The sequence below is a fragment of the Gracilibacillus kekensis genome, assembly GCF_900143085.1.
In the GTDB taxonomy this organism is placed as follows: domain Bacteria; phylum Bacillota; class Bacilli; order Bacillales; family Amphibacillaceae; genus Gracilibacillus; species Gracilibacillus kekensis.
The window spans coordinates 653,403-672,640 of sequence record NZ_FRCZ01000001.1 but is presented as its reverse complement, the minus strand read 5'-3'; the positions used below and the strand labels follow the sequence as shown (position 1 = coordinate 672,640).

Here is a 19,238-nt window from a genome sequence, read left to right as displayed (position 1 = left end):
TTTAGAATGAGATTAAGTAAATACGAATAATGATGAGACACCTACCAAAAATATTAGGGGGAACAAACGATGGATCACGTAAAAAATTTTGATGTAGAAATTTTTCAAGCAATGGAAGACGAAAGAAAACGTCAGAACGATAAAATCGAATTAATTGCTTCGGAAAACTTTGTGTCAGAGGCAGTCATGGAAGCACAAGGATCTGTTCTGACAAATAAATATGCGGAAGGCTATCCGGGACGCCGTTATTATGGTGGCTGTGAACACGTAGACGTTGCCGAGGACTTAGCACGTGACAGAGCAAAACAATTATTTGGAGCAGAACATGCCAATGTGCAGCCACACTCTGGTGCTCAGGCAAACATGGCGGTATATTTTACAATTTTAGAGCCAGGGGATACCGTTTTAGGTATGAATCTAAGTCATGGTGGTCACCTAACACATGGTAGCTCGGTGAACTTTAGTGGGAAACTATTTAATTTTGTTGATTATGGTGTCAGTGAAGATTCTGAACAAATCGACTATGATGCCGTACTTGCAAAAGCAAAAGAAGTTCAGCCGAAACTGATCGTAGCAGGTGCAAGTGCTTATCCACGTCAAATCGATTTTGCCAAATTCCGTGAAATTGCTGATGCGGTAGACGCTTACTTAATGGTAGACATGGCACACATTGCTGGACTTGTAGCGACAGGCTTACATCCAGATCCAGTACCACATGCCCATTTTGTGACGACAACTACACATAAAACATTGCGTGGACCACGTGGTGGAATGGTGCTATGTAAAGAAGAATTCGCAAAGAAAATTGATAAAACAGTATTCCCAGGCATGCAAGGTGGTCCATTAATGCATGTAATTGCAGCAAAAGCGGTAGCATTTAAAGAAGCCTTACAACCATCATTCAAAGAATATGGTGAAAACATCATCAAAAATGCCAAACGTTTTGGTGAAGTATTGGAATCTGAAGGTGTGCGTACAGTATCTGGTGGTACGGATAATCATTTATTATTGTTAGATGTTCGTGGTTTAAATTTAACAGGTAAAGTCGCAGAGAAAGCACTAGATGAAGTAGGGATTACAACAAACAAAAATACGATCCCATTTGATCCGGAAAGTCCATTTGTTACAAGCGGAATCCGTGTAGGTACTGCAGCGGTAACGTCACGTGGCTTTGGTGAAGCAGAAATGGAAGAAGTTGCAAAAATCATTGCATTAACGTTAAAAAATCCGGAAGATGAAGCAACATTAAAGGCAGCAAGCGAGCGCGTAACTGCGTTGACAGCTAAATTTCCATTATATCAATAATTTTAAAAGCTAGACATTGCGTCTAGCTTTTTCTATTGTGGCAATTCAAAGAGTGTCCAATAAATTGCTTAAAGTGTCCAGTAAATTGAGCAAAGTGTCCAATAAACAGCAAAAAGTGTCCAATAAACTTTGAAAAGTGTCCAATAACGCGTCGAAAGTGTCCAATAAATTAAAATTAATCATTGGAAAGGAAATAATTCGAGAAATTATTTGATCATGCTTGAAAGCTCTCATGATTTTCAGTACAATTTTAAGGATGAAGATTATCGAAGTTGACATAATAATAGTAAAAAAAGGAGAGAGTCCCCTATGAGCAATGTATTTGTATTAGATCATCCGTTAATCCAACATAAATTAACGTACATAAGAAATAAAAATACCGGTACAAAGGAATTCCGTGCATTAGTAGATGAAGTATCTGCATTAATGGCATTTGAAATAACAAGAGACCTGCCACTGGAAGAAACGACGATTGAAACACCAGTTATGGAAGCCACAACCAAAGTGTTAAGTGGTAAAAAAATCGGCCTTGTTCCGATTTTGAGAGCAGGACTTGGAATGGTAGACGGTATTCTGCGCTTGATGCCAGCTGCAAAAGTGGGACATGTCGGTTTATATCGTGATCCTGAAACATTAAAACCTGTCGAATATTATATTAAATTACCAACAGATATCGAAGAACGTGAACTGATTGTGATTGATCCAATGTTAGCAACAGGCGGTTCTGCAAATGATGCGATTCACTCCTTAAAAAAACGAGGCGCAACGAACATTAAATTAATGTGTCTGATTGCAGCTCCAGAAGGTGTAGAAGTAATTCAAAATGAACACCCTGACGTAGACATTTATCTTGGCGCACTTGATGAAAAATTAAATGAAAAAGGCTACATCATCCCTGGATTAGGCGATGCTGGTGACCGACTGTACGGTACTAAATAGTTCATATAAAAAGCTGTCTCTAACTAAAAAAGGACAGCTTTTTTCAATGAGTAAAGAAAGTATATAAGCGGCGTCATGTCTAGCTCCGAGCGCCAGAAACTAGGCGACTTCACGAAATCGCCCTATGATAAGTCATCATCGGCTCGCTTTTCTCAGTGATTCCTTTATCTCAGTTGATTCGCTGCAGTCGCTACGTTTCTAAGCGGGCGCTCTGCGCTTTTCTTATGCATATCTTTCCTTACCTAAACAAACAATACTCCTACAATCTGAAAAAGGGGTTCACACTTATGTCCTTTCTTTTATCTCTCTTACTACTCACCAGTATTCATACTCCTCAAGAAGCCTCCTATATCATAGAAGTGGAGGAAGATCCGCATGTATTTGCAGAACAATTAAGAACCTATCATCCGCAAGTAGAAATATTAGCGATCTACGATACGATCTTTAATGGTGTGGCCATTAAGGCAAAACAGCGAGAACTCGAGCAAATAAACAGGAGAACAGAAATCACACAAACGTATCCGACTCAAACCTATAAGACCCAAAGTCGACAAGAAAACATCAATCACAGTATCCCTTTTTTAATTCCTGAAACACTTCCCTACACAGGTAAAGGAGTCAAGGTAGGCGTGATTGACACTGGAATAGATCACAGTCATCCGGATCTGCAGTCAAATTACAAGGGTGGTTACGATCTCGTTGATTTTGATCAAGATCCAATGGAGACAACTCCAGAACAGGGGATGCCAACCATGCATGGCACACATGTAGCAGGGGTTATCGCAGCCAATGGAAAAATGAAAGGTGTCGCACCAGAAGCAGAGCTTTACGCTTATCGCGCACTCGGACCTGGAGGGAGTGGAACCTCTGTGCAAGTAATGGCTGCGATAGAACAGGCGGTCAAGGATGGCATGGATATTATCAATTTGTCATTAGGAAATACCATCAATGGTCCGGATTGGCCAACAAGTGTTGCAGTTAATCGCGCCACAGAGAAAGGTGTTGCGGTTGTGATAGCTAATGGGAATACAGGGCCAGATCTCTGGACGGTTGGATCACCTGCAACTGCAGATCGCGTTATATCGGTAGGTGCTTCCACTCCTGCATTAAAACGTCCTTTTTTATATGATGACTTTCAAGATAAAAAAATTGAAATCGTACCAATGCAAGGTGCGGCAGATTGGAAATTTAACAGAGATCTTGAAGTTACGTATCAAAAAGAACATGCACTTGATAAGATATTAGTTTTAGAGCGTGGTGAAATTCCATTTGGCCAGCTTGCACTCGAAGCAGAAGAACTGGGAGCAAAAGCGGTATTGATTGCAAATAATCAAGAAGGTACTTTTCAGGGAGCGGTTGAAACAAAAACTTCGATACCAGTGGCAGCTATTAGTATGGAAGATGGCGAATGGTTAAAAGATAATGGAAAGTATTTAGAATTCCAGTATGAACATATTCAGGATACCATCACAGATTTTAGTTCGCGTGGTCCTGTCACTGTGAATTGGGCGATTAAACCAGAGATTGTGGCACCAGGGGCGAATATTGTCAGTACAGTCCCAGATGGCTATCAAGCATTAAGTGGAACCAGTATGGCTGCACCGCATATTGCTGGTGTTCTGGCTTTATTAAAAGAAGCACACCCCGACTGGACACCAGAGCAATTAAAAGCAGCAATTTTGACAACCGCACAACCTTTTGCGAATTTTGAACCAACGGAACAAGGGGCAGGAAAAGTTAATACTAAAGCAGCAATAGCAACAGATACATTAGTTTATCAATCGTTTTTGCAATTCGGTAAAATAGAAAAACAGAACAGACAAAAAACAGAGAAGATAATAGTCGAAAACATCTCAGATCAAACCAAGAAATACTCTTTCTCTTTACCTAAGCAACAACAAAATGTACGTTTTCAATTACCGAAAAGTTTTACTTTAGCACCCCATGAAAAAAAGGAAGTAGAGGTAAAAGTAACGATTCGAACCAACCAGCTTGAGGAAACTATTAAACAGGGATACCTCTATTTAAATGATATTCCGATTCCCTATATGTTTCTGACAGATGCAGATGAAATACCGAAGGCGATGGGGCTTGAATTAGTTGTCACCCCAATAAATGATGCCTATCAATATCAATTGTATTTAGTGGAGAATGCACAAAAACTAACGATTGATTTATACGACTCGAAAACATTCGCCTTTGTCACAACAATGACAGAGATCGAAGAACCAGTATCTGGAGTAATTGAAGGTGCCGTGGAACTGGGTGATCAATTAAAAGGAGAATATATTGCCAACATTAAGATAGAAAACGATTCAAATGAAACGTATGATTATCAAACAGTAATTTGGATAGAATAGGCAGTACTACGGGTTGTTTCGGAACTCGAATTAACTGTCACAATTTGTTCGAATTATAGATAAAAAACATAAGATTACCACCATCAATAGGGGTTTAGAAAAAATTGTTCTATCATGTACGTATATTATTGTTTTTTGTCTGTTAAATGGATTGACAAGAGGTTACCCCTATTGTATGCTAATTTAGTGTGGATGATAAGGGTTACAGTAGTGTGATGAAAATCACTGCAAGAAAATAAGCTTTATGCTCATTTTTTTATCTGCTGTGTACATATGTTTTATGCTTTATATTATAGGAGTGATCACATGTCACCACCTAAAAAAAGCCCTTATTATGGATTGGCCATTTATAGTGCCATTTTGTCACAAATTGTCGGTGGGCCATTAATTGGTTTATTTATCGGCAAAGCATGCGACAACTACTTTTCCACATCACCACTTTTTTTAGTGATCGGACTACTTTTAGGTTTAGGAGCCGGTTTTTACGGAACGTTTCATTACGTAAGACAACTAGCGGGAGACGAGTAACCATGGATCAATACAAAAGAATGATAACCCGTCAACGTAAATGGATGTTCTACCTTCTAGCACTATTTGTTCTTGGCTGGGGATTTACACCATACCCAAGAATATTCCTCGGACTCCTCCTGGGAACAGCATTAAGTTTATATAGTTTATGGGTAATGCAGCGTAAAATCGACCGATTTGGACAAGCTGTTCAAGAAGGTGGTCGAATCACTGGAATTGGTACATTTACCCGACTAGCCACTGCAGCATTAGCGGTAATCATCGCAATGCGCTTTGAAGAACATTTCCACTTGATGGCAGTAATTTTGGGATTAATGACAACTTATGTTGTTATTATGATAGATTTTGCACTATTTAGAAAACAAGACTAGCAAAGGGAAGTGAGGTGAAGGAATTGGATCACGAATCACCGCTGTTGCACGACCTGTTTGGAATACCTTGGTTAGATTTTAACTTATCCACTACATTAATGACCTTTATTTCTTCTGTAATTGTATTTATAATTTGTACACTAGCAGCGAGAAATCTTCAAATGAAACCAACTGGCTTTCAGAACTTCATGGAGTGGGTAGTCGATTTTGTCAAAGGCATTATCGGAGATACCATGGATTGGAAAACAGGGAAAGTATTTTTACCACTAGGTTTAACATTACTAGTGTATATCTTTATTAGTAATATCCTGGGTGTTATTACCATGGGGGTATGGGGACATACGCTATGGTGGAAATCACCGACCTCAGATGCAACACTTACGCTATCATTATCGGCGTTAGTTATTGTGTTAACACATTATTATGGGGTGAAAGTGAAAGGTTTCAAGGAGTATGCCAAAGATTATGTACGTCCTGTACCTTTTCTACTACCATTTAAAATTATTGAGGAATTCACAAACACCTTAACATTAGGTTTGCGTCTCTTCGGTAATATCTTTGCTGGTGAAATTTTATTAGGCCTTATTACAAAAATGGCGTTTATCGCCGCACCAATCACATTTATATCCATCATTCCGATGATGGCATGGCAAGGATTTAGTTTGTTTATTGGTGCTATTCAAGCGTTTATTTTCACAATGTTAACAATGGTTTATATGTCTCATAAAGTGAGTTCAGACCATTAAAATAATAAAAAATACTTATTCATACATTTTAAAGGAGGAAACAAATAATGGGAGCTTTAGCAGCTGCAATTGCAATTGGATTAGCCGCACTTGGTGCAGGTTTAGGTAACGGTATGATCGTAAGTCGTACAGTAGAGGGGATTGCACGTCAACCAGAATTAAGAGGTGCACTTCAAACAACAATGTTTATCGGGGTAGCGTTAGTAGAGGCGATTCCAATTTTCGCCGTAGTAATTGCCTTCATGGTAATGTAATTATACGTAAAACAGATAGAATGGCGAAGTTCGTCCAAGACAACCTTCGCCATTGTTTTGCGAGTTCAAAAGCGAAAGTGCTCGTTTAGAAACGTATGACCTGGACTGAAGTGTAGGAGATAAAGGAATCACCGTGACGAAGGAACGGATGATGACTTTCACCTAAAGGTATAAGGGCGACTAAGTCTCTGACATAGTCAATCGACAAGTCTACTTTATCGTACGAAGCTGAGGGAAGGGCACTAGTTTCTGAGCACTGTAGCTGGATGTGATCATACATGACTATAGTTGAGAAATAACTTGAAGTTTTCACAATTTTAAACAAAAATGACGAACAACATTTTTCAATATCAAATCAGAACGTAATGAAAGTGAAATAGATGATGACTAATCGTAGGAAGGAGTGAACACTGTGCAACTTTTAGAGAGTGGGCTCATCATTCAAGCGTCAATCGGCGGTTTGCAAGGTGGAGACATGGCATTTGCCATTATCAGTTTCTTAGCACTATTATGGCTACTGAGAAAGTACGCGTGGGGACCATTAATGAACAAAATGGAAGAACGTGAGAACCATATTGCCAATGAAATTGATACAGCTGAGAAAAACCGTGCTGAAGCAGAAAAAGCATCACACGAAGCAAATGAACAATTAAAAGCAACACGTCAGGAAGCACAACAAATTATCGAAGACGCCAAAAAAGCTGGTCAAGACCAGGAAAAAGCGATCATCGAAGCAGCAAATCAAGCGGCAGCCCGTTTGAAGAAATCTGCAGAGGAAGATATTGCTCGCGAGAAAGAAAAAGCAATCGAAGCTTTACAGGCACAAGTGGCAACATTGTCTGTACAAATTGCTACTAAAGTGATTGAGAAAGAAATCAACGCTGAAGATCAAGAACAGTTGATCAGTGACTACATTAAAGAGGTAGGAGAAGAGCGATGAGTAATACAATTGTAGCAAAACGTTATGCAGAAGCTCTTTTTCGAATCGCTGTAGAAAAGGAAACAATTGATTTCCTTGAAACTGAGTTAACGACAGTGAAAGAAGTCTTTCAATCAAACCAACAATTTCTTCAATTTTTACAACATCCAAAAGTAGATGCTGCTAAGAAGAAGCAATTACTTAACGAAGCGTTCTCAGGCTTTTCGAAGGATGTATTACATACACTTTCGTTACTTGTAGACCGTCATAACGAATCAATCGTTCCAGAAGTTGTCGATCACTTTATTACTTTTGCTAATGAAGCAAATGGTGTAAAGGAAGCAACTGTCTATTCTGTTCGTGCGTTGTCCGATGCAGAAAAAGAGGAAATTACCAATGTGTTCACGAAAAAATGGAATGTGAAGCAATTAAAAATAAATAATCAAGTCGATCCTGACATCATAGGTGGCGTCAAGATTAAAGTTGACAACACGATATATGATGGTTCTATTAAAGGTAAATTGGATCGCTTAGAACGACAAATTGTAACAGCAAATTAAGAACGATAGGGGTGAAATGGCATGAGCATAAAAGCTGAAGAAATCAGTGCACTGATTAAACAGCAAATCGAAAGCTATGACTCAGACATCGAAGTGAGCGATGTAGGTACAGTTATCGAAATTGGTGACGGTATTGCACGAGCACACGGACTAGATAACGTTATGTCTGGTGAGTTAGTAGAATTTTCAAACGGTGTCATGGGTATGGCACAAAACTTAGAAGAATCAAACGTCGGGATTGTAATCCTTGGACCATATACCGAAATTCGTGAAGGTGATGAAGTTCGTCGTACTGGTCGCATTATGGAAGTGCCAGTAGGAGAGGAACTTATCGGTCGTGTAGTAAATCCACTAGGACAACCTATCGATGGTAAAGGTGCTGTGGAAACTTCTAAAACACGTCCAATTGAATCTCCTGCACCGGGTGTAATGGATCGTAAATCAGTAGATGAGCCATTACAAACTGGTATTAAAGCGATTGATGCACTAGTGCCAATCGGTCGTGGTCAACGTGAGTTAATTATCGGGGACCGTCAAACAGGTAAAACAACCGTAGCGATTGATACGATTTTAAATCAAGCAGATCAAGATATGATTTGTATTTATGTAGCAATTGGTCAAAAAGACTCAACAGTACGTGGAACAGTAGAAGTTCTTCGTAAGCATGGAGCACTTGACTACACAATCGTAGTATCTGCTGGTGCAAGTGAACCTGCGCCATTACAATACCTAGCACCATATGCAGGGGTATCGATGGGTGAAGAGTTCATGCACAATGGTAAACACGTATTAGTAGTATACGATGATTTAACAAAACAAGCGAACGCATATCGTGAGCTTTCCTTATTATTACGTCGCCCGCCAGGTCGTGAGGCATTCCCAGGGGATGTATTCTACTTGCACTCGCGTCTACTTGAGCGTGCAGCGAAGCTTAGTGATGCAAAAGGTGGAGGTTCCTTAACAGCACTTCCATTTGTTGAAACACAAGCAGGCGATATCGGTGCATATATTCCAACAAACGTAATCTCGATTACCGATGGACAGATTTTCTTACAATCTGACCTGTTCTTCTCTGGTGTACGTCCAGCGATTAACCCAGGTTTGTCTGTATCACGTGTTGGTGGTTCTGCACAAATCAAAGCAATGAAAAAAGTTGCAGGTACACTGCGTCTGGATCTAGCATCTTTCCGTGAGCTAGAATCTTTTGCACAGTTCGGTTCTGACTTGGATAAAGCAACACAAGCAAAACTAAACCGTGGTGCTCGTACAGTAGAAGTATTAAAACAGGGTCTTCATAAGCCAATTGTGGTAGAGAAACAAGTTATGATAATCTATGCACTAACCAAAGGTCTTATCGATGACATTCCTGTAGAAGATATCACTCGTTTTGAAGAGGAATTCCATACTTGGTTAGACCAAAACAAAAAGGAATTACTCACAACAATTCGTGAAACTGGAGCTCTTGCGGACGATGATGACATGCGCGGAGCAGTAGAAGAATTCAAGAAAACATTCGTAGTATCAGAATAATGAAGAAAAGCGAAAGTGTCCGGTAAGAAACGTATGACCTGGACAGAAGCGTAGGAGATAAAGGAATCACCGTGACGTAGGAACGGATGATGACTTAATCGTACGAAGCTGAAGGAAGGGAACTAGTTTCTGGACACTCCGAGCTAGACAACAATAGTGAAAGTGTCCGGTAAGGGCACTTTCGAAAAGCTAACGTCAACCTTTTATGAAAGGGCGGTGAAACATTGTGGCATCTCTTAGAGATATCAAAACACGAATTACTTCCACACAAAAGACAAAGCAGATCACAAAAGCAATGCATATGGTATCAGCATCTAAACTGAGTAAAGCAGAAGATTTTGCGAAAGCTTTTGATCCATATAGTAATAAAATCAAAGAAGTAGTGACAAGTATCGCTGGTAGTGGGCAAGATGCAGAACATCCTATGCTTCAAAAGCGGGAAGTGAAAAAGACAGCCTATTTCGTCATTACATCTGACCGTGGTCTTGCTGGCCCTTTTAACAGTGGTATACTTCGTGACGTATATCGTACCATTCAGGAAAAACATCAGTCAAAAGATGAATATGCTGTAATTGCGGTAGGGAAGATGGCAAGTAATTTCTTTAAAAAGCGTAATATGCCAATTTTAAACGAAATTACAGGTTTATCTGATCAACCTAATTTTGCGGATATTAAAGATCTAACTTCTGAAACAGTTCAACTTTTTATTGATGGTGAAATTGATGAGTTGATCATTTGTTATAATCATTTTATCAGTGCGATCACACAAGAAGTTACGTCGAAGAAATTATTACCACTAACCGAACTTGCTAATGAATCTAGCAGCTCGACTAGTGCGTATGAATATGAACCAAATCAACAAGAAATATTAAATGTATTATTGCCACAATATGCAGAAAGCTTAATATTTGGTGCATTATTGGATAGTAAAGCGAGCGAGCATGCATCGCGAATGACAGCTATGAAAAGTGCAACAGATAACGCAGATGATCTTATTGATGATCTGTCATTACAATATAACAGAGCGAGACAAGCGGCAATCACACAGGAAATCACTGAGATTGTTGGCGGCGCTGCTGCACTAGAGTAACAGTATCTATTTAAAGGAAATTATTAGTTAGGAGGGAAATCGATGGCAAAAGGACACGTTATTCAAATTATGGGACCGGTTGTCGACGTTAAATTCGAAGATGGCCATCTCCCTGAAATTTATAATGCGTTAAAAATACAGTATGATGCTGCAGGTGAAACGCAAGAACTTACAGTAGAAGTAGCACTTCACTTAGGCGATGATTCTGTACGTACCATTGCAATGTCATCTACTGAAGGTGTTCAAAGAGGGGCAGAAGCAATTGATATGGCTGCACCAATTTCTGTACCGGTTGGTGATGAGACATTAAGCCGTGTTTTCAATGTATTAGGTGAAAAAATTGACCTTGATGAAGATCTTAGTCCAACCGTTCGCCGTGATCCAATTCACCGTGAATCACCAAAATTTGATGAGCTAGCGACAGAAACAGAAATTTTGGAAACAGGTATTAAAGTTGTAGACTTACTTGCACCTTATATCAAGGGTGGTAAAATCGGTTTATTTGGTGGTGCGGGTGTAGGTAAAACCGTACTTATTCAAGAGTTGATTAATAACATCGCCCAAGAACATGGTGGTATTTCCGTATTCGCAGGTGTAGGGGAACGTACACGTGAAGGAAATGATCTTTATTATGAAATGAAGGATTCGGGAGTAATCTCGAAAACAGCAATGGTGTTCGGTCAAATGAACGAGCCACCTGGAGCGCGTATGCGTGTAGCACTAACTGGTCTTACAATGGCGGAATACTTCCGTGATGAGCAAGGTCAGGACGTGTTATTATTCATCGACAACATTTTCCGTTTTACTCAAGCAGGTTCAGAGGTATCGGCACTACTTGGTCGTATGCCATCTGCCGTAGGTTACCAGCCAACACTTGCAACAGAAATGGGACAATTACAAGAGCGTATTACATCAACTAACAAAGGTTCTGTTACATCTATCCAAGCGGTATACGTACCAGCCGATGACTATACTGACCCGGCACCGGCTACTACTTTCGCCCACTTGGATGCAACAACAAACCTTGATCGTAAGTTATCTGAGCAGGGGATTTACCCAGCTGTGGATCCATTAGCTTCTACTTCACGAGCACTTGACCCTGCAATTGTAGGGGACGAACATTATAATGTGGCACGTGAAGTGCAGCAAACAATCCAAAAATATAAAGAATTGCAGGATATTATCGCAATCCTAGGTATGGATGAATTATCTGATGAGGATAAATTAACGGTATCTCGTGCGCGACGTATCCAGTTCTTCTTGTCACAAAACTTCCACGTTGCCGAGCAGTTTACTGGTCAAAAAGGTTCTTATGTACCAGTGCAGGAAACAGTTCAAGGATTCCGTGAAATCTTGGACGGTAAATACGACGACCTTCCAGAAGATGCATTCCGTCTCGTAGGACGCATCGAAGAAGTAGTAGAAAAAGCCAAACAAATGGCATAATGGGACAAGGGGACAGGTCAAGTGTCCCCCAAGTTTATCAAGCCTAAGGAGGGGTTCTGTTGAATACACTAACAGTAAGTGTTGTTACTCCGGATGGCCCTGTTCTGGAAAATTCATTTGAAATGGTTAGCTGTAAAGCTGAGAGTGGAGAGCTCGGTATCTTACCAGGTCACATTCCGCTCGTTGCACCGTTATCGATTAGTTCCGTACGCTTAAAAGGTGAGAACCCACAAAGAATTGCCGTTAGCGGAGGTTTTCTGGAGGTTCGCCCTGATAAAGTGACAATTCTTGCGCAATCAGCAGAACGACCTGATGATATAGATGTCAAGCGTGCACGAGCAGCAAAGGAACGAGCAGAACGACGTTTACAAGCTAAACAAGATGAAATTGATTTCAGAAGGGCAGAACTAGCACTAAAACGTGCCTTAAACCGAATTGAAGTTGTAGAAAATAGATAAAACAGTAGTGAAAGGGACTGTCTTAGCCGAAAAGGTTGAGTACAGTCCCTTTTTCATAGACAGGCAAAGGTTACGAGTAAATTGGATTGTAGGAAAAGTAAATGATCGGAAATAAAAAGTTAATTCAAATTAAATCCTCAATAGAATAAGTGGAAGGTGCCTTTCAATTGTAAAGATTCGTTCGTGAAAAGGAAAATGGACTTTTGCTCGAAAAGAATCAAGATACTACATTTCCGGTTTCAACAAGATTAATTGAAATGATAAATCATTTCGACAAGATCATTCTAAATTTCCCGGGAAATATCGAATCTTATTAGATAAAGACGAAAAGTGCGTAGATGTGTTAGAATAGAATAAAATAAAACATGTAAAAACGAGGGATTTATAATGATGCAGAGTTTAGCGCAAGAAGGTTTAATTGGAATGTTGTCACACTTGATTTTTATCATTATCACGTGGCAAGTACTTCAATCCTTGAATTTTGACGAGTTATTCCGTAAACATAAAGTATTTGAAGCACGAATATTAATTATTTTCATCACTATTGCAATTGGTTCAACTGTGAGTAATTTCTTCCTCGATTTCTTACAATGGGCGCAACAATTGATCTATCTATTTTAAAAGTCCACAGTTTAAAAACTATGATAGTAGCGAATAGAAAAATACATTTAATAAATAAGTATAAATACTTCATTCTCCGCTAATACTTGAAGTAAAAAAGGAGTGCGGGAAATGAAGTATTTATTTTTATGTTTTTTCACGATTAGTAGTATTGTTGCAATCCAGCTTCCTCACCAGTTCAGCACAAATCATTCTGAATATACTGGCAGTGAATTAGATGACATGATCGAAATAATCGATGAGCAACAATTAAATCTATCAAACTGGCAAACTACAATTAAAGAGACACAAAAAATAAATGATATATCTAGTTTTAAAAAGAAATTAAAAGGGTATCAATTGAACATGGTCGAAAACGACTCCAACATTAAATATCAATCAAACACCCAAGAAAGAGGAGGTATCAACGAAACAGTATTAATAGTGCGCACTAGCTCAGAAAAGAACACCTATAAAATAATTTATACTATTTCATCAACCGATACAACGACGGAAGTACTAGATATTTATAAAAATAGAGTAGATTCGATTACTAAAGTCTTATTTACAGAGAATGCTCAAATTTTTTCTTGTGTTGAAGCATGGAAAAGTGGTATTATAGATATTGTTTGTTTTATAGAATTTGTAAAAAAGAGTCTAGATATGACAATTATCGACGAAATAAAAGATTCCCATTTTTATTCATGGACTGGCTTTACGCCTGAATGGGATGAAAGTTTAATACAAGATACTGAAGAATTTAACATACAAATCGCTGTAAGAGAAGGGATAGGGGACAGAACAACAGTGACAATAGGAACACCTATCCTAATAAATGAATACTAATAATAATGAATATGGTCTACAGAGGAGAATGAGCCTTGGAAAATATCATCGTTCGTGGTGGGAGGCAATTAAACGGCACTGTCAAAGTTGAAGGTGCAAAAAATGCCGTTTTACCTGTCATCGCTGCAAGCATAATTGCGAGTGAAGGAAAAAGTACAATACACGAAGTTCCTGCATTAGCAGATGTACACACAATAAATCAAGTATTATCAAGTATGAACGCGGAAGTTGCTTATCAAAATAATACAGTAACAGTTGACGCTACACAACCATTATTAACGGAAGCCCCATTTGAATATGTTCGTAAAATGAGAGCATCTGTATTAGTTTTAGGGCCGCTTTTAGCCCGTTATGGTCATGCCAAAGTAGCGTTGCCTGGCGGTTGTGCTATTGGATCACGACCAATTGACTTACACTTAAAAGGATTTGAAGCAATGGGCGCTGATGTCCATGTCGGTAATGGTTTTGTAGAAGTATCGACAGAAGGCAGATTAACTGGCGCAAAAATTTATTTAGATATGCCTAGTGTTGGGGCAACTGAAAATATTATGATGGCTGCTGCTCTAGCAAATGGTAAGTCCATTATAGAAAATGCAGCAAAAGAACCAGAAATAGTAGATTTAGCTAATTTCTTAAATAAAATGGGTGCTAACATTGTAGGTGCTGGTACAGAAACGATTAAAATAGAAGGTGTCGAAAAACTTCACGGTACAGAGCACACAATTATTCCTGATCGAATTGAAGCAGGCACATTTATGGTGGCTGCAGCAATCACAGGAGGAAACGTTTTAATTGAAAATGCGGAAATCGAACACATTCGTGCGCTTGTTTCAAAAATGGAAGAAATGGGTGTCCGCATTATCGAAGAGAAAAATGGTGTAAGAGTAATAGGACCGAAATCTTTGAAAGCTACGGATCTTAAAACATTACCACATCCTGGTTTTCCAACAGATATGCAGTCTCAAATGATGGCACTTATGCTATACGCATCAGGTACAAGTGTCATAACAGAAACTGTATTTGAAAACCGATTTATGCATGTGGAAGAGTTCCGCCGTATGAATGCCAAATTAAAGATAGAGGGCCGAAGTGTTATTGTAGAAGGTCCAGTAAACCTACAAGGGGCAGAAGTTGCGGCAACAGACTTACGCGCTGGGGCAGCTCTTATCTTAGCTGGATTGGTAGCAGAGGGTTATACAAGAGTAACTTCACTACACCACATTGATCGAGGCTACGTGGATATTACTGAAAAATTCGCACAACTTGGTGCAGATATTGAACGAGTAACACAACCAGAGACTTCATTTGTAGCAGCAGAACCAGAAATAATCATAGCAAACCAAGTAGAGGTTCAATAATAGAAAGAGGACAGCTAATAGAGCTAGTCCTCTTTTTCTTTTGTTCTATTCAGCTAGTAATGTGAATAAGATAGAGTAGGAATGAAAGAATGAATAGAGGAGGTTATCCATGTCCAAATGGAAACACAACCAAAGCCAAACTAATTGGAAAATACCACTAATCATTGGAATTACTTCTTTATTAGTGTTGATGTTTGTGATCCCAGCCATGATTGTAATTCCCTTTAAGGGAAGCGAATCGACACAAGCATCGATCGAGACAGAAAATACTACAGCATCTTCCAAACAAGAAATAACAGCCTTACAATCTCCTTTCGATGTACACGTATTACGCACAGCTGAAAATAAGGTGGAAGATATCCCTTTAGAGGAATATGTCGTACATGTGGTTGCCTCCGAAATGCCAGCTGACTTTGAATTAGAAGCATTAAAAGCGCAAGCACTTGCAGCTAGAACGTATATTGTCCGCTTTTTGCTTCATGATTCAAATGAGGATCTTCCAGGTGGTGCAGATGTGACTGACACGGTTCAACATCAAGTTTATAAAAATACTGACGAACTAAGGCAAGTATGGGGAAGTGATTATCATTGGAAAATAGAGAAGATTACAGAGGCGGTTAAGGTGACGCAAGGTGAAATCATTACACATGGCAATCAACCGATCACACCGGCCTTCTTTTCCACGAGCAACGGCTATACAGAAAACTCAGAAGACTATTGGGAAAGCGAGCTACCATACTTGAGAACGGTAGAAAGCCCCTGGGATGAAAAAATATCACCAAAGTTCCTAGACCAGCAGGTATTTACAAAAGCAGATTTGGAAAATAAATTAAATATCTCATTAAGCCAAATAGGTGAGTTCCAATTAACGAGAACCGAAAGTGAACGAGTAGCTTCAGCTAAAATTGGTGATAAAACCTTTACTGGACGTGATATTAGAGAAAAACTAAACTTACCATCAAATGATTTTACAGTTACCAAGAAAAATAATCATTATGTGTTTACCACAAAGGGCTATGGTCATGGTGTAGGAATGAGTCAGTATGGCGCAAACGGGATGGCTCAAGAAGGAAAAGACTATACAGAAATTGTCGAACATTATTATCAAGGAACGCAAATTAGCACGTTAGAGCAGGCAACACCGACACTTTTGGTAAAAAAATAAGAAAAATCTAACAAACTATGTATAAATTTTCCTCTATTTGATCACAATGGTAGCTGAGGTGATGCATAATGGAGGAAAACAAAAACGTTTCAAAAAATAGTTGGAAACGTATCTTCAAGAAAAAATGGTTCTTTCCTGCTGTATATTTAGCTGTAGCTGCTCTCGTCCTGACAGGAGTGTTGTGGTATCAAAACGCTATTAATCAAGCACCAGATATCGCAGAAGATATGGAAAATCAATTAAATGATTTATCAGGTGATCAAACTGAGCAGGATGAGGAAGACGCTACAACGGTAATGCAGCAGCAAGAAGTACTACAAATGCCCGTTCCAGAAGACTTGCAAGTAGAAATCGTGACCAAATTTTATGATTATGGAGCAGATGCAGAAGCACAAGAACAGGCGCTAATTTCACATCAAAATAAATTCTATCAAAGTGATGGAATTGCGATCTCAACATCTGATCATCAAGCGTTTGATGTAAAAGCTTCATTGTCAGGTCAAGTAGTAGAGGTGAAACAGGATCCACTACTGGGTAATGTAGTAAAAATGGAACATGAGCAAGGTATTTCCACTTATTACGCTAGTTTAGATGAAGTATTAGTGGAAAAAGGAACGGATGTAAAGCAAGGTGATTCAATAGGAACAGCTGGTCAGAATGTGCTGGGTCAGGATAATGGCGTCCATGTTCATTTTGAAGTGAGAAAAGATGGTACACCAGTTAACCCGGAAAATTTTGTTAACCAGCCAATTCATAAGATTATCGCTCCAGATGACTCGGTTGAAGAAGAAGCACCGGCAGAAGAATCAGAAGATAGTGATGACACCGAAGAAGAAACAGACGAAAGTGCTGATGAAGAGCAAGAAGATGCTGAAGAAGACGCAGAAGAAACAAATGAATCATCAAGCGCAATGGAACGAACATAATAAAAATCTCCTTACCATAAAGAATGGTAGGGAGATTTTTTTGTGAACTTGAACCAAAGCAGGAAAGTACGACATAACACTTTGAGGTAATCATGAGATAATATATGTGCTTTGCAATCGCTTCGGCTTGTCCGCTCCCCTTTCCGCGGGTTTTCCTCCTCAGCTAACTTTTTGAGCACAGTCCGCTTAAAAAGTGGATCTTCGGATGAAAACTTCCCGCAGGAGTGGAAGCGGACGCCTGCGCTTTGTAATATTCTGCAACTCAAGCAGGAATAATCATATTGGCGTTATTCACTATTTCCTATCAATTTGTCATTAGATTACTTATCATTTTTATTAATCTAAGCTGTTTTACTGTCTCATTGTAACAACCCAAAATATCTGCATTTGCAATATTTGTGGAGCTTCATTCAGCGTAGGCGGCCACTTCGACTCCTGTGGGATTGTTTTACCTGAAGATCCACTTTTTCAAGCGATTTTTGCTTGGAAAAGTTAGCTGAAGGGAAAACCCCACGGAAAGGGAAGTGGACAAGCCGGATCGATTGCAAAACAGATATGAAATCTCATAATTACCACCTGAATTATGTCATATAACCCTTTTATCCGGAATAACGAGATGAAATGGTTGATTATCATACGATACATTTCCACCTTTTTCTATATAATTTTACTTGCAAGCTATGAAAAAGCGACTGAACTTGTCGATATCTCTAACTATTTGACGAACGATTCTAGTGAAAAAAGTATTGCATAATTTCTCGAATATGAAATAATTAATAACTGTGAAAGGAGATAAATTATGGAAATTACAAATACGATGCAAGGGATAATCCTTGAACATTTTGAAACAGATAAACAGCTTCAATTAACTCAATTTTTAACAATGGTAAGTCTAGATAATAATGAGGCAACGGAGCTTGCGATAGCTAAGGAATTCCTGCTTGAGAGTAGTTCAGACATGGACAAGCGCCTGGCCTTAGAATATTTTTTTATAAATCATAGTTACCCGGAATTAAAGTATTTTATTCAAGTGAATCAAGAAAGCAGTAATTCTTTGAATAGAGAAATGGCAAAGCTATATCAACTTATGCTAGACTTAAGAAATGGTAAACCTGTCCATGAAGTTAGGAAATATGCACAATCAGTTGCTACCTTTCATCCAGAACTAACTTGTTTAAAATACTTTTTATACATAGCCATAGATGTTAACGTGTTTAACTATGACAACATCGGTTATTTTCTTAATAAAGTCCAAAGAAAATTATGTCAAATTGACAATCCTCTTTTAATTACTTTCTTCAATATAAGAATGAAAACATTATTGTTTATCTACTATTGGAAACGTAATGAGTTAATTTTAGCCAGAAAAAACGCCTACGAAGCACTTCAAATGCCTCACCACGTGAAACAAAAAGCACAACTTCACCTAGATCTAGCATTAAGTTATATATACGAAGATTTTGAATCCAGCCTCTATCATATTGAAGAGGCGAAGTATATAGCAACAACTCTTCAAGATCAACATACATTAAAAAAAATAGAAGATTTTACGTATCCTTTTATCTGTGCCAATTTTGGTAAAGTAGATGGCGTCACTACCAATGACCCGATAGAATCAGCGCACTTGGAGATCGTCAAGGGAAATACCAGTCTTGCTAAAAAAATTTTAGAAGAATTGCCAATCTCCACGCCGTTTACGAAATATTATTTAGGATTAGCCACCAAGAAGCAACATTTCTTTATACATTCTTATCAACACTTTATGGAAAAAAGGAGTGATCACTTTTTTGCGAGATTACCACTCAGAGCAACCGAAGGGTTAGGTATCTAAAATAAA

General features: G+C 38.8%; 19 protein-coding genes. All 19 read left to right on the top strand.

The genetic code is table 11. The features are described from left to right. Positions 1-69: 69 nt before the first annotated feature. The 19 genes from BUC25_RS03120 (at position 70) to BUC25_RS03030 (ending at position 19,232) form a co-directional block, all read left to right on the top strand. The gene (locus BUC25_RS03120) at positions 70-1,305 is read left to right on the top strand and encodes a serine hydroxymethyltransferase (protein ID WP_073199560.1); all 1,236 of its coding nucleotides are present in this window, start codon (positions 70-72) and stop codon (positions 1,303-1,305) included. A gap of 309 nt (positions 1,306-1,614) precedes the next feature. Then, on the top strand, positions 1,615-2,244 hold the full coding sequence (upp, locus tag BUC25_RS03115; protein ID WP_073199558.1) for a uracil phosphoribosyltransferase: 630 nt from the start codon (positions 1,615-1,617) through the stop codon (positions 2,242-2,244). A gap of 287 nt (positions 2,245-2,531) precedes the next feature. Continuing rightward, on the top strand, positions 2,532-4,604 hold the full coding sequence (locus tag BUC25_RS03110; protein WP_073199556.1) for a S8 family serine peptidase: 2,073 nt from the start codon (positions 2,532-2,534) through the stop codon (positions 4,602-4,604). 306 nt (positions 4,605-4,910) lie between these two features. Further along, the gene (locus tag BUC25_RS03105; RefSeq protein WP_073199554.1) at positions 4,911-5,132 is read left to right on the top strand and encodes an AtpZ/AtpI family protein; all 222 of its coding nucleotides are present in this window, start codon (positions 4,911-4,913) and stop codon (positions 5,130-5,132) included. A gap of 2 nt (positions 5,133-5,134) precedes the next feature. After that, a complete protein-coding gene (locus BUC25_RS03100) occupies positions 5,135-5,503 on the top strand; it encodes an ATP synthase subunit I (RefSeq protein ID WP_073199551.1) in 369 nt (122 codons plus the stop codon). A gap of 23 nt (positions 5,504-5,526) precedes the next feature. Then, entirely contained in the window at positions 5,527-6,249 is a 723-nt protein-coding gene (gene atpB / locus BUC25_RS03095) for a F0F1 ATP synthase subunit A (protein ID WP_058308698.1), read from the top strand. Positions 6,250-6,296: 47 nt separating this feature from the next. After that, positions 6,297-6,503 (top strand): F0F1 ATP synthase subunit C, encoded by a 207-nt coding sequence (gene atpE, locus BUC25_RS03090; protein ID WP_018930781.1) that lies wholly within the window; start codon positions 6,297-6,299, stop codon positions 6,501-6,503. 412 nt (positions 6,504-6,915) lie between these two features. Further along, a complete protein-coding gene (gene atpF / locus BUC25_RS03085) occupies positions 6,916-7,443 on the top strand; it encodes a F0F1 ATP synthase subunit B (protein WP_073199549.1) in 528 nt (175 codons plus the stop codon). Further along, positions 7,440-7,982 (top strand): F0F1 ATP synthase subunit delta, encoded by a 543-nt coding sequence (locus BUC25_RS03080; RefSeq protein WP_073199547.1) that lies wholly within the window; start codon positions 7,440-7,442, stop codon positions 7,980-7,982. Before atpF ends, BUC25_RS03080 begins: the two co-directional genes overlap by 4 nt. 21 nt (positions 7,983-8,003) lie before the next feature. Further along, positions 8,004-9,512, top strand: a complete 1,509-nt coding sequence (gene atpA / locus BUC25_RS03075) for a F0F1 ATP synthase subunit alpha (protein WP_073199544.1) — start codon at positions 8,004-8,006, stop codon at positions 9,510-9,512. 226 nt (positions 9,513-9,738) lie between these two features. Beyond that, complete coding sequence (locus BUC25_RS03070) at positions 9,739-10,602, top strand: F0F1 ATP synthase subunit gamma (RefSeq protein ID WP_073199542.1); 864 nt, start codon at positions 9,739-9,741, stop codon at positions 10,600-10,602. Positions 10,603-10,644: 42 nt separating this feature from the next. Continuing rightward, entirely contained in the window at positions 10,645-12,048 is a 1,404-nt protein-coding gene (gene atpD, locus BUC25_RS03065; protein WP_073199540.1) for a F0F1 ATP synthase subunit beta, read from the top strand. 59 nt (positions 12,049-12,107) lie between these two features. Then, on the top strand, positions 12,108-12,506 hold the full coding sequence (locus BUC25_RS03060) for a F0F1 ATP synthase subunit epsilon (protein WP_073199538.1): 399 nt from the start codon (positions 12,108-12,110) through the stop codon (positions 12,504-12,506). 387 nt (positions 12,507-12,893) lie between these two features. Continuing rightward, positions 12,894-13,127, top strand: coding sequence for a DUF1146 family protein (locus BUC25_RS03055; RefSeq protein WP_058308691.1), 234 nt, complete (start codon positions 12,894-12,896; stop codon positions 13,125-13,127). A 111-nt stretch (positions 13,128-13,238) separates the two neighbouring features. Then, positions 13,239-13,952: a YwmB family TATA-box binding protein gene (locus tag BUC25_RS03050; RefSeq protein ID WP_073199536.1), complete on the top strand. Its 714-nt coding sequence runs from the start codon at positions 13,239-13,241 to the stop codon at positions 13,950-13,952. 35 nt (positions 13,953-13,987) lie between these two features. Continuing rightward, positions 13,988-15,310, top strand: coding sequence for a UDP-N-acetylglucosamine 1-carboxyvinyltransferase (gene murA, locus BUC25_RS03045; RefSeq protein ID WP_073199534.1), 1,323 nt, complete (start codon positions 13,988-13,990; stop codon positions 15,308-15,310). Positions 15,311-15,419: 109 nt separating this feature from the next. Continuing rightward, complete coding sequence (gene spoIID, locus BUC25_RS03040) at positions 15,420-16,475, top strand: stage II sporulation protein D (protein WP_073199532.1); 1,056 nt, start codon at positions 15,420-15,422, stop codon at positions 16,473-16,475. A 68-nt stretch (positions 16,476-16,543) separates the two neighbouring features. Next, complete coding sequence (spoIIQ, locus tag BUC25_RS03035) at positions 16,544-17,401, top strand: stage II sporulation protein SpoIIQ (RefSeq protein WP_073199529.1); 858 nt, start codon at positions 16,544-16,546, stop codon at positions 17,399-17,401. Positions 17,402-18,200: 799 nt separating this feature from the next. Further along, positions 18,201-19,232: an AimR family lysis-lysogeny pheromone receptor gene (locus BUC25_RS03030; protein ID WP_073199527.1), complete on the top strand. Its 1,032-nt coding sequence runs from the start codon at positions 18,201-18,203 to the stop codon at positions 19,230-19,232. The last annotated feature ends 6 nt before the right edge of the window (positions 19,233-19,238 follow it).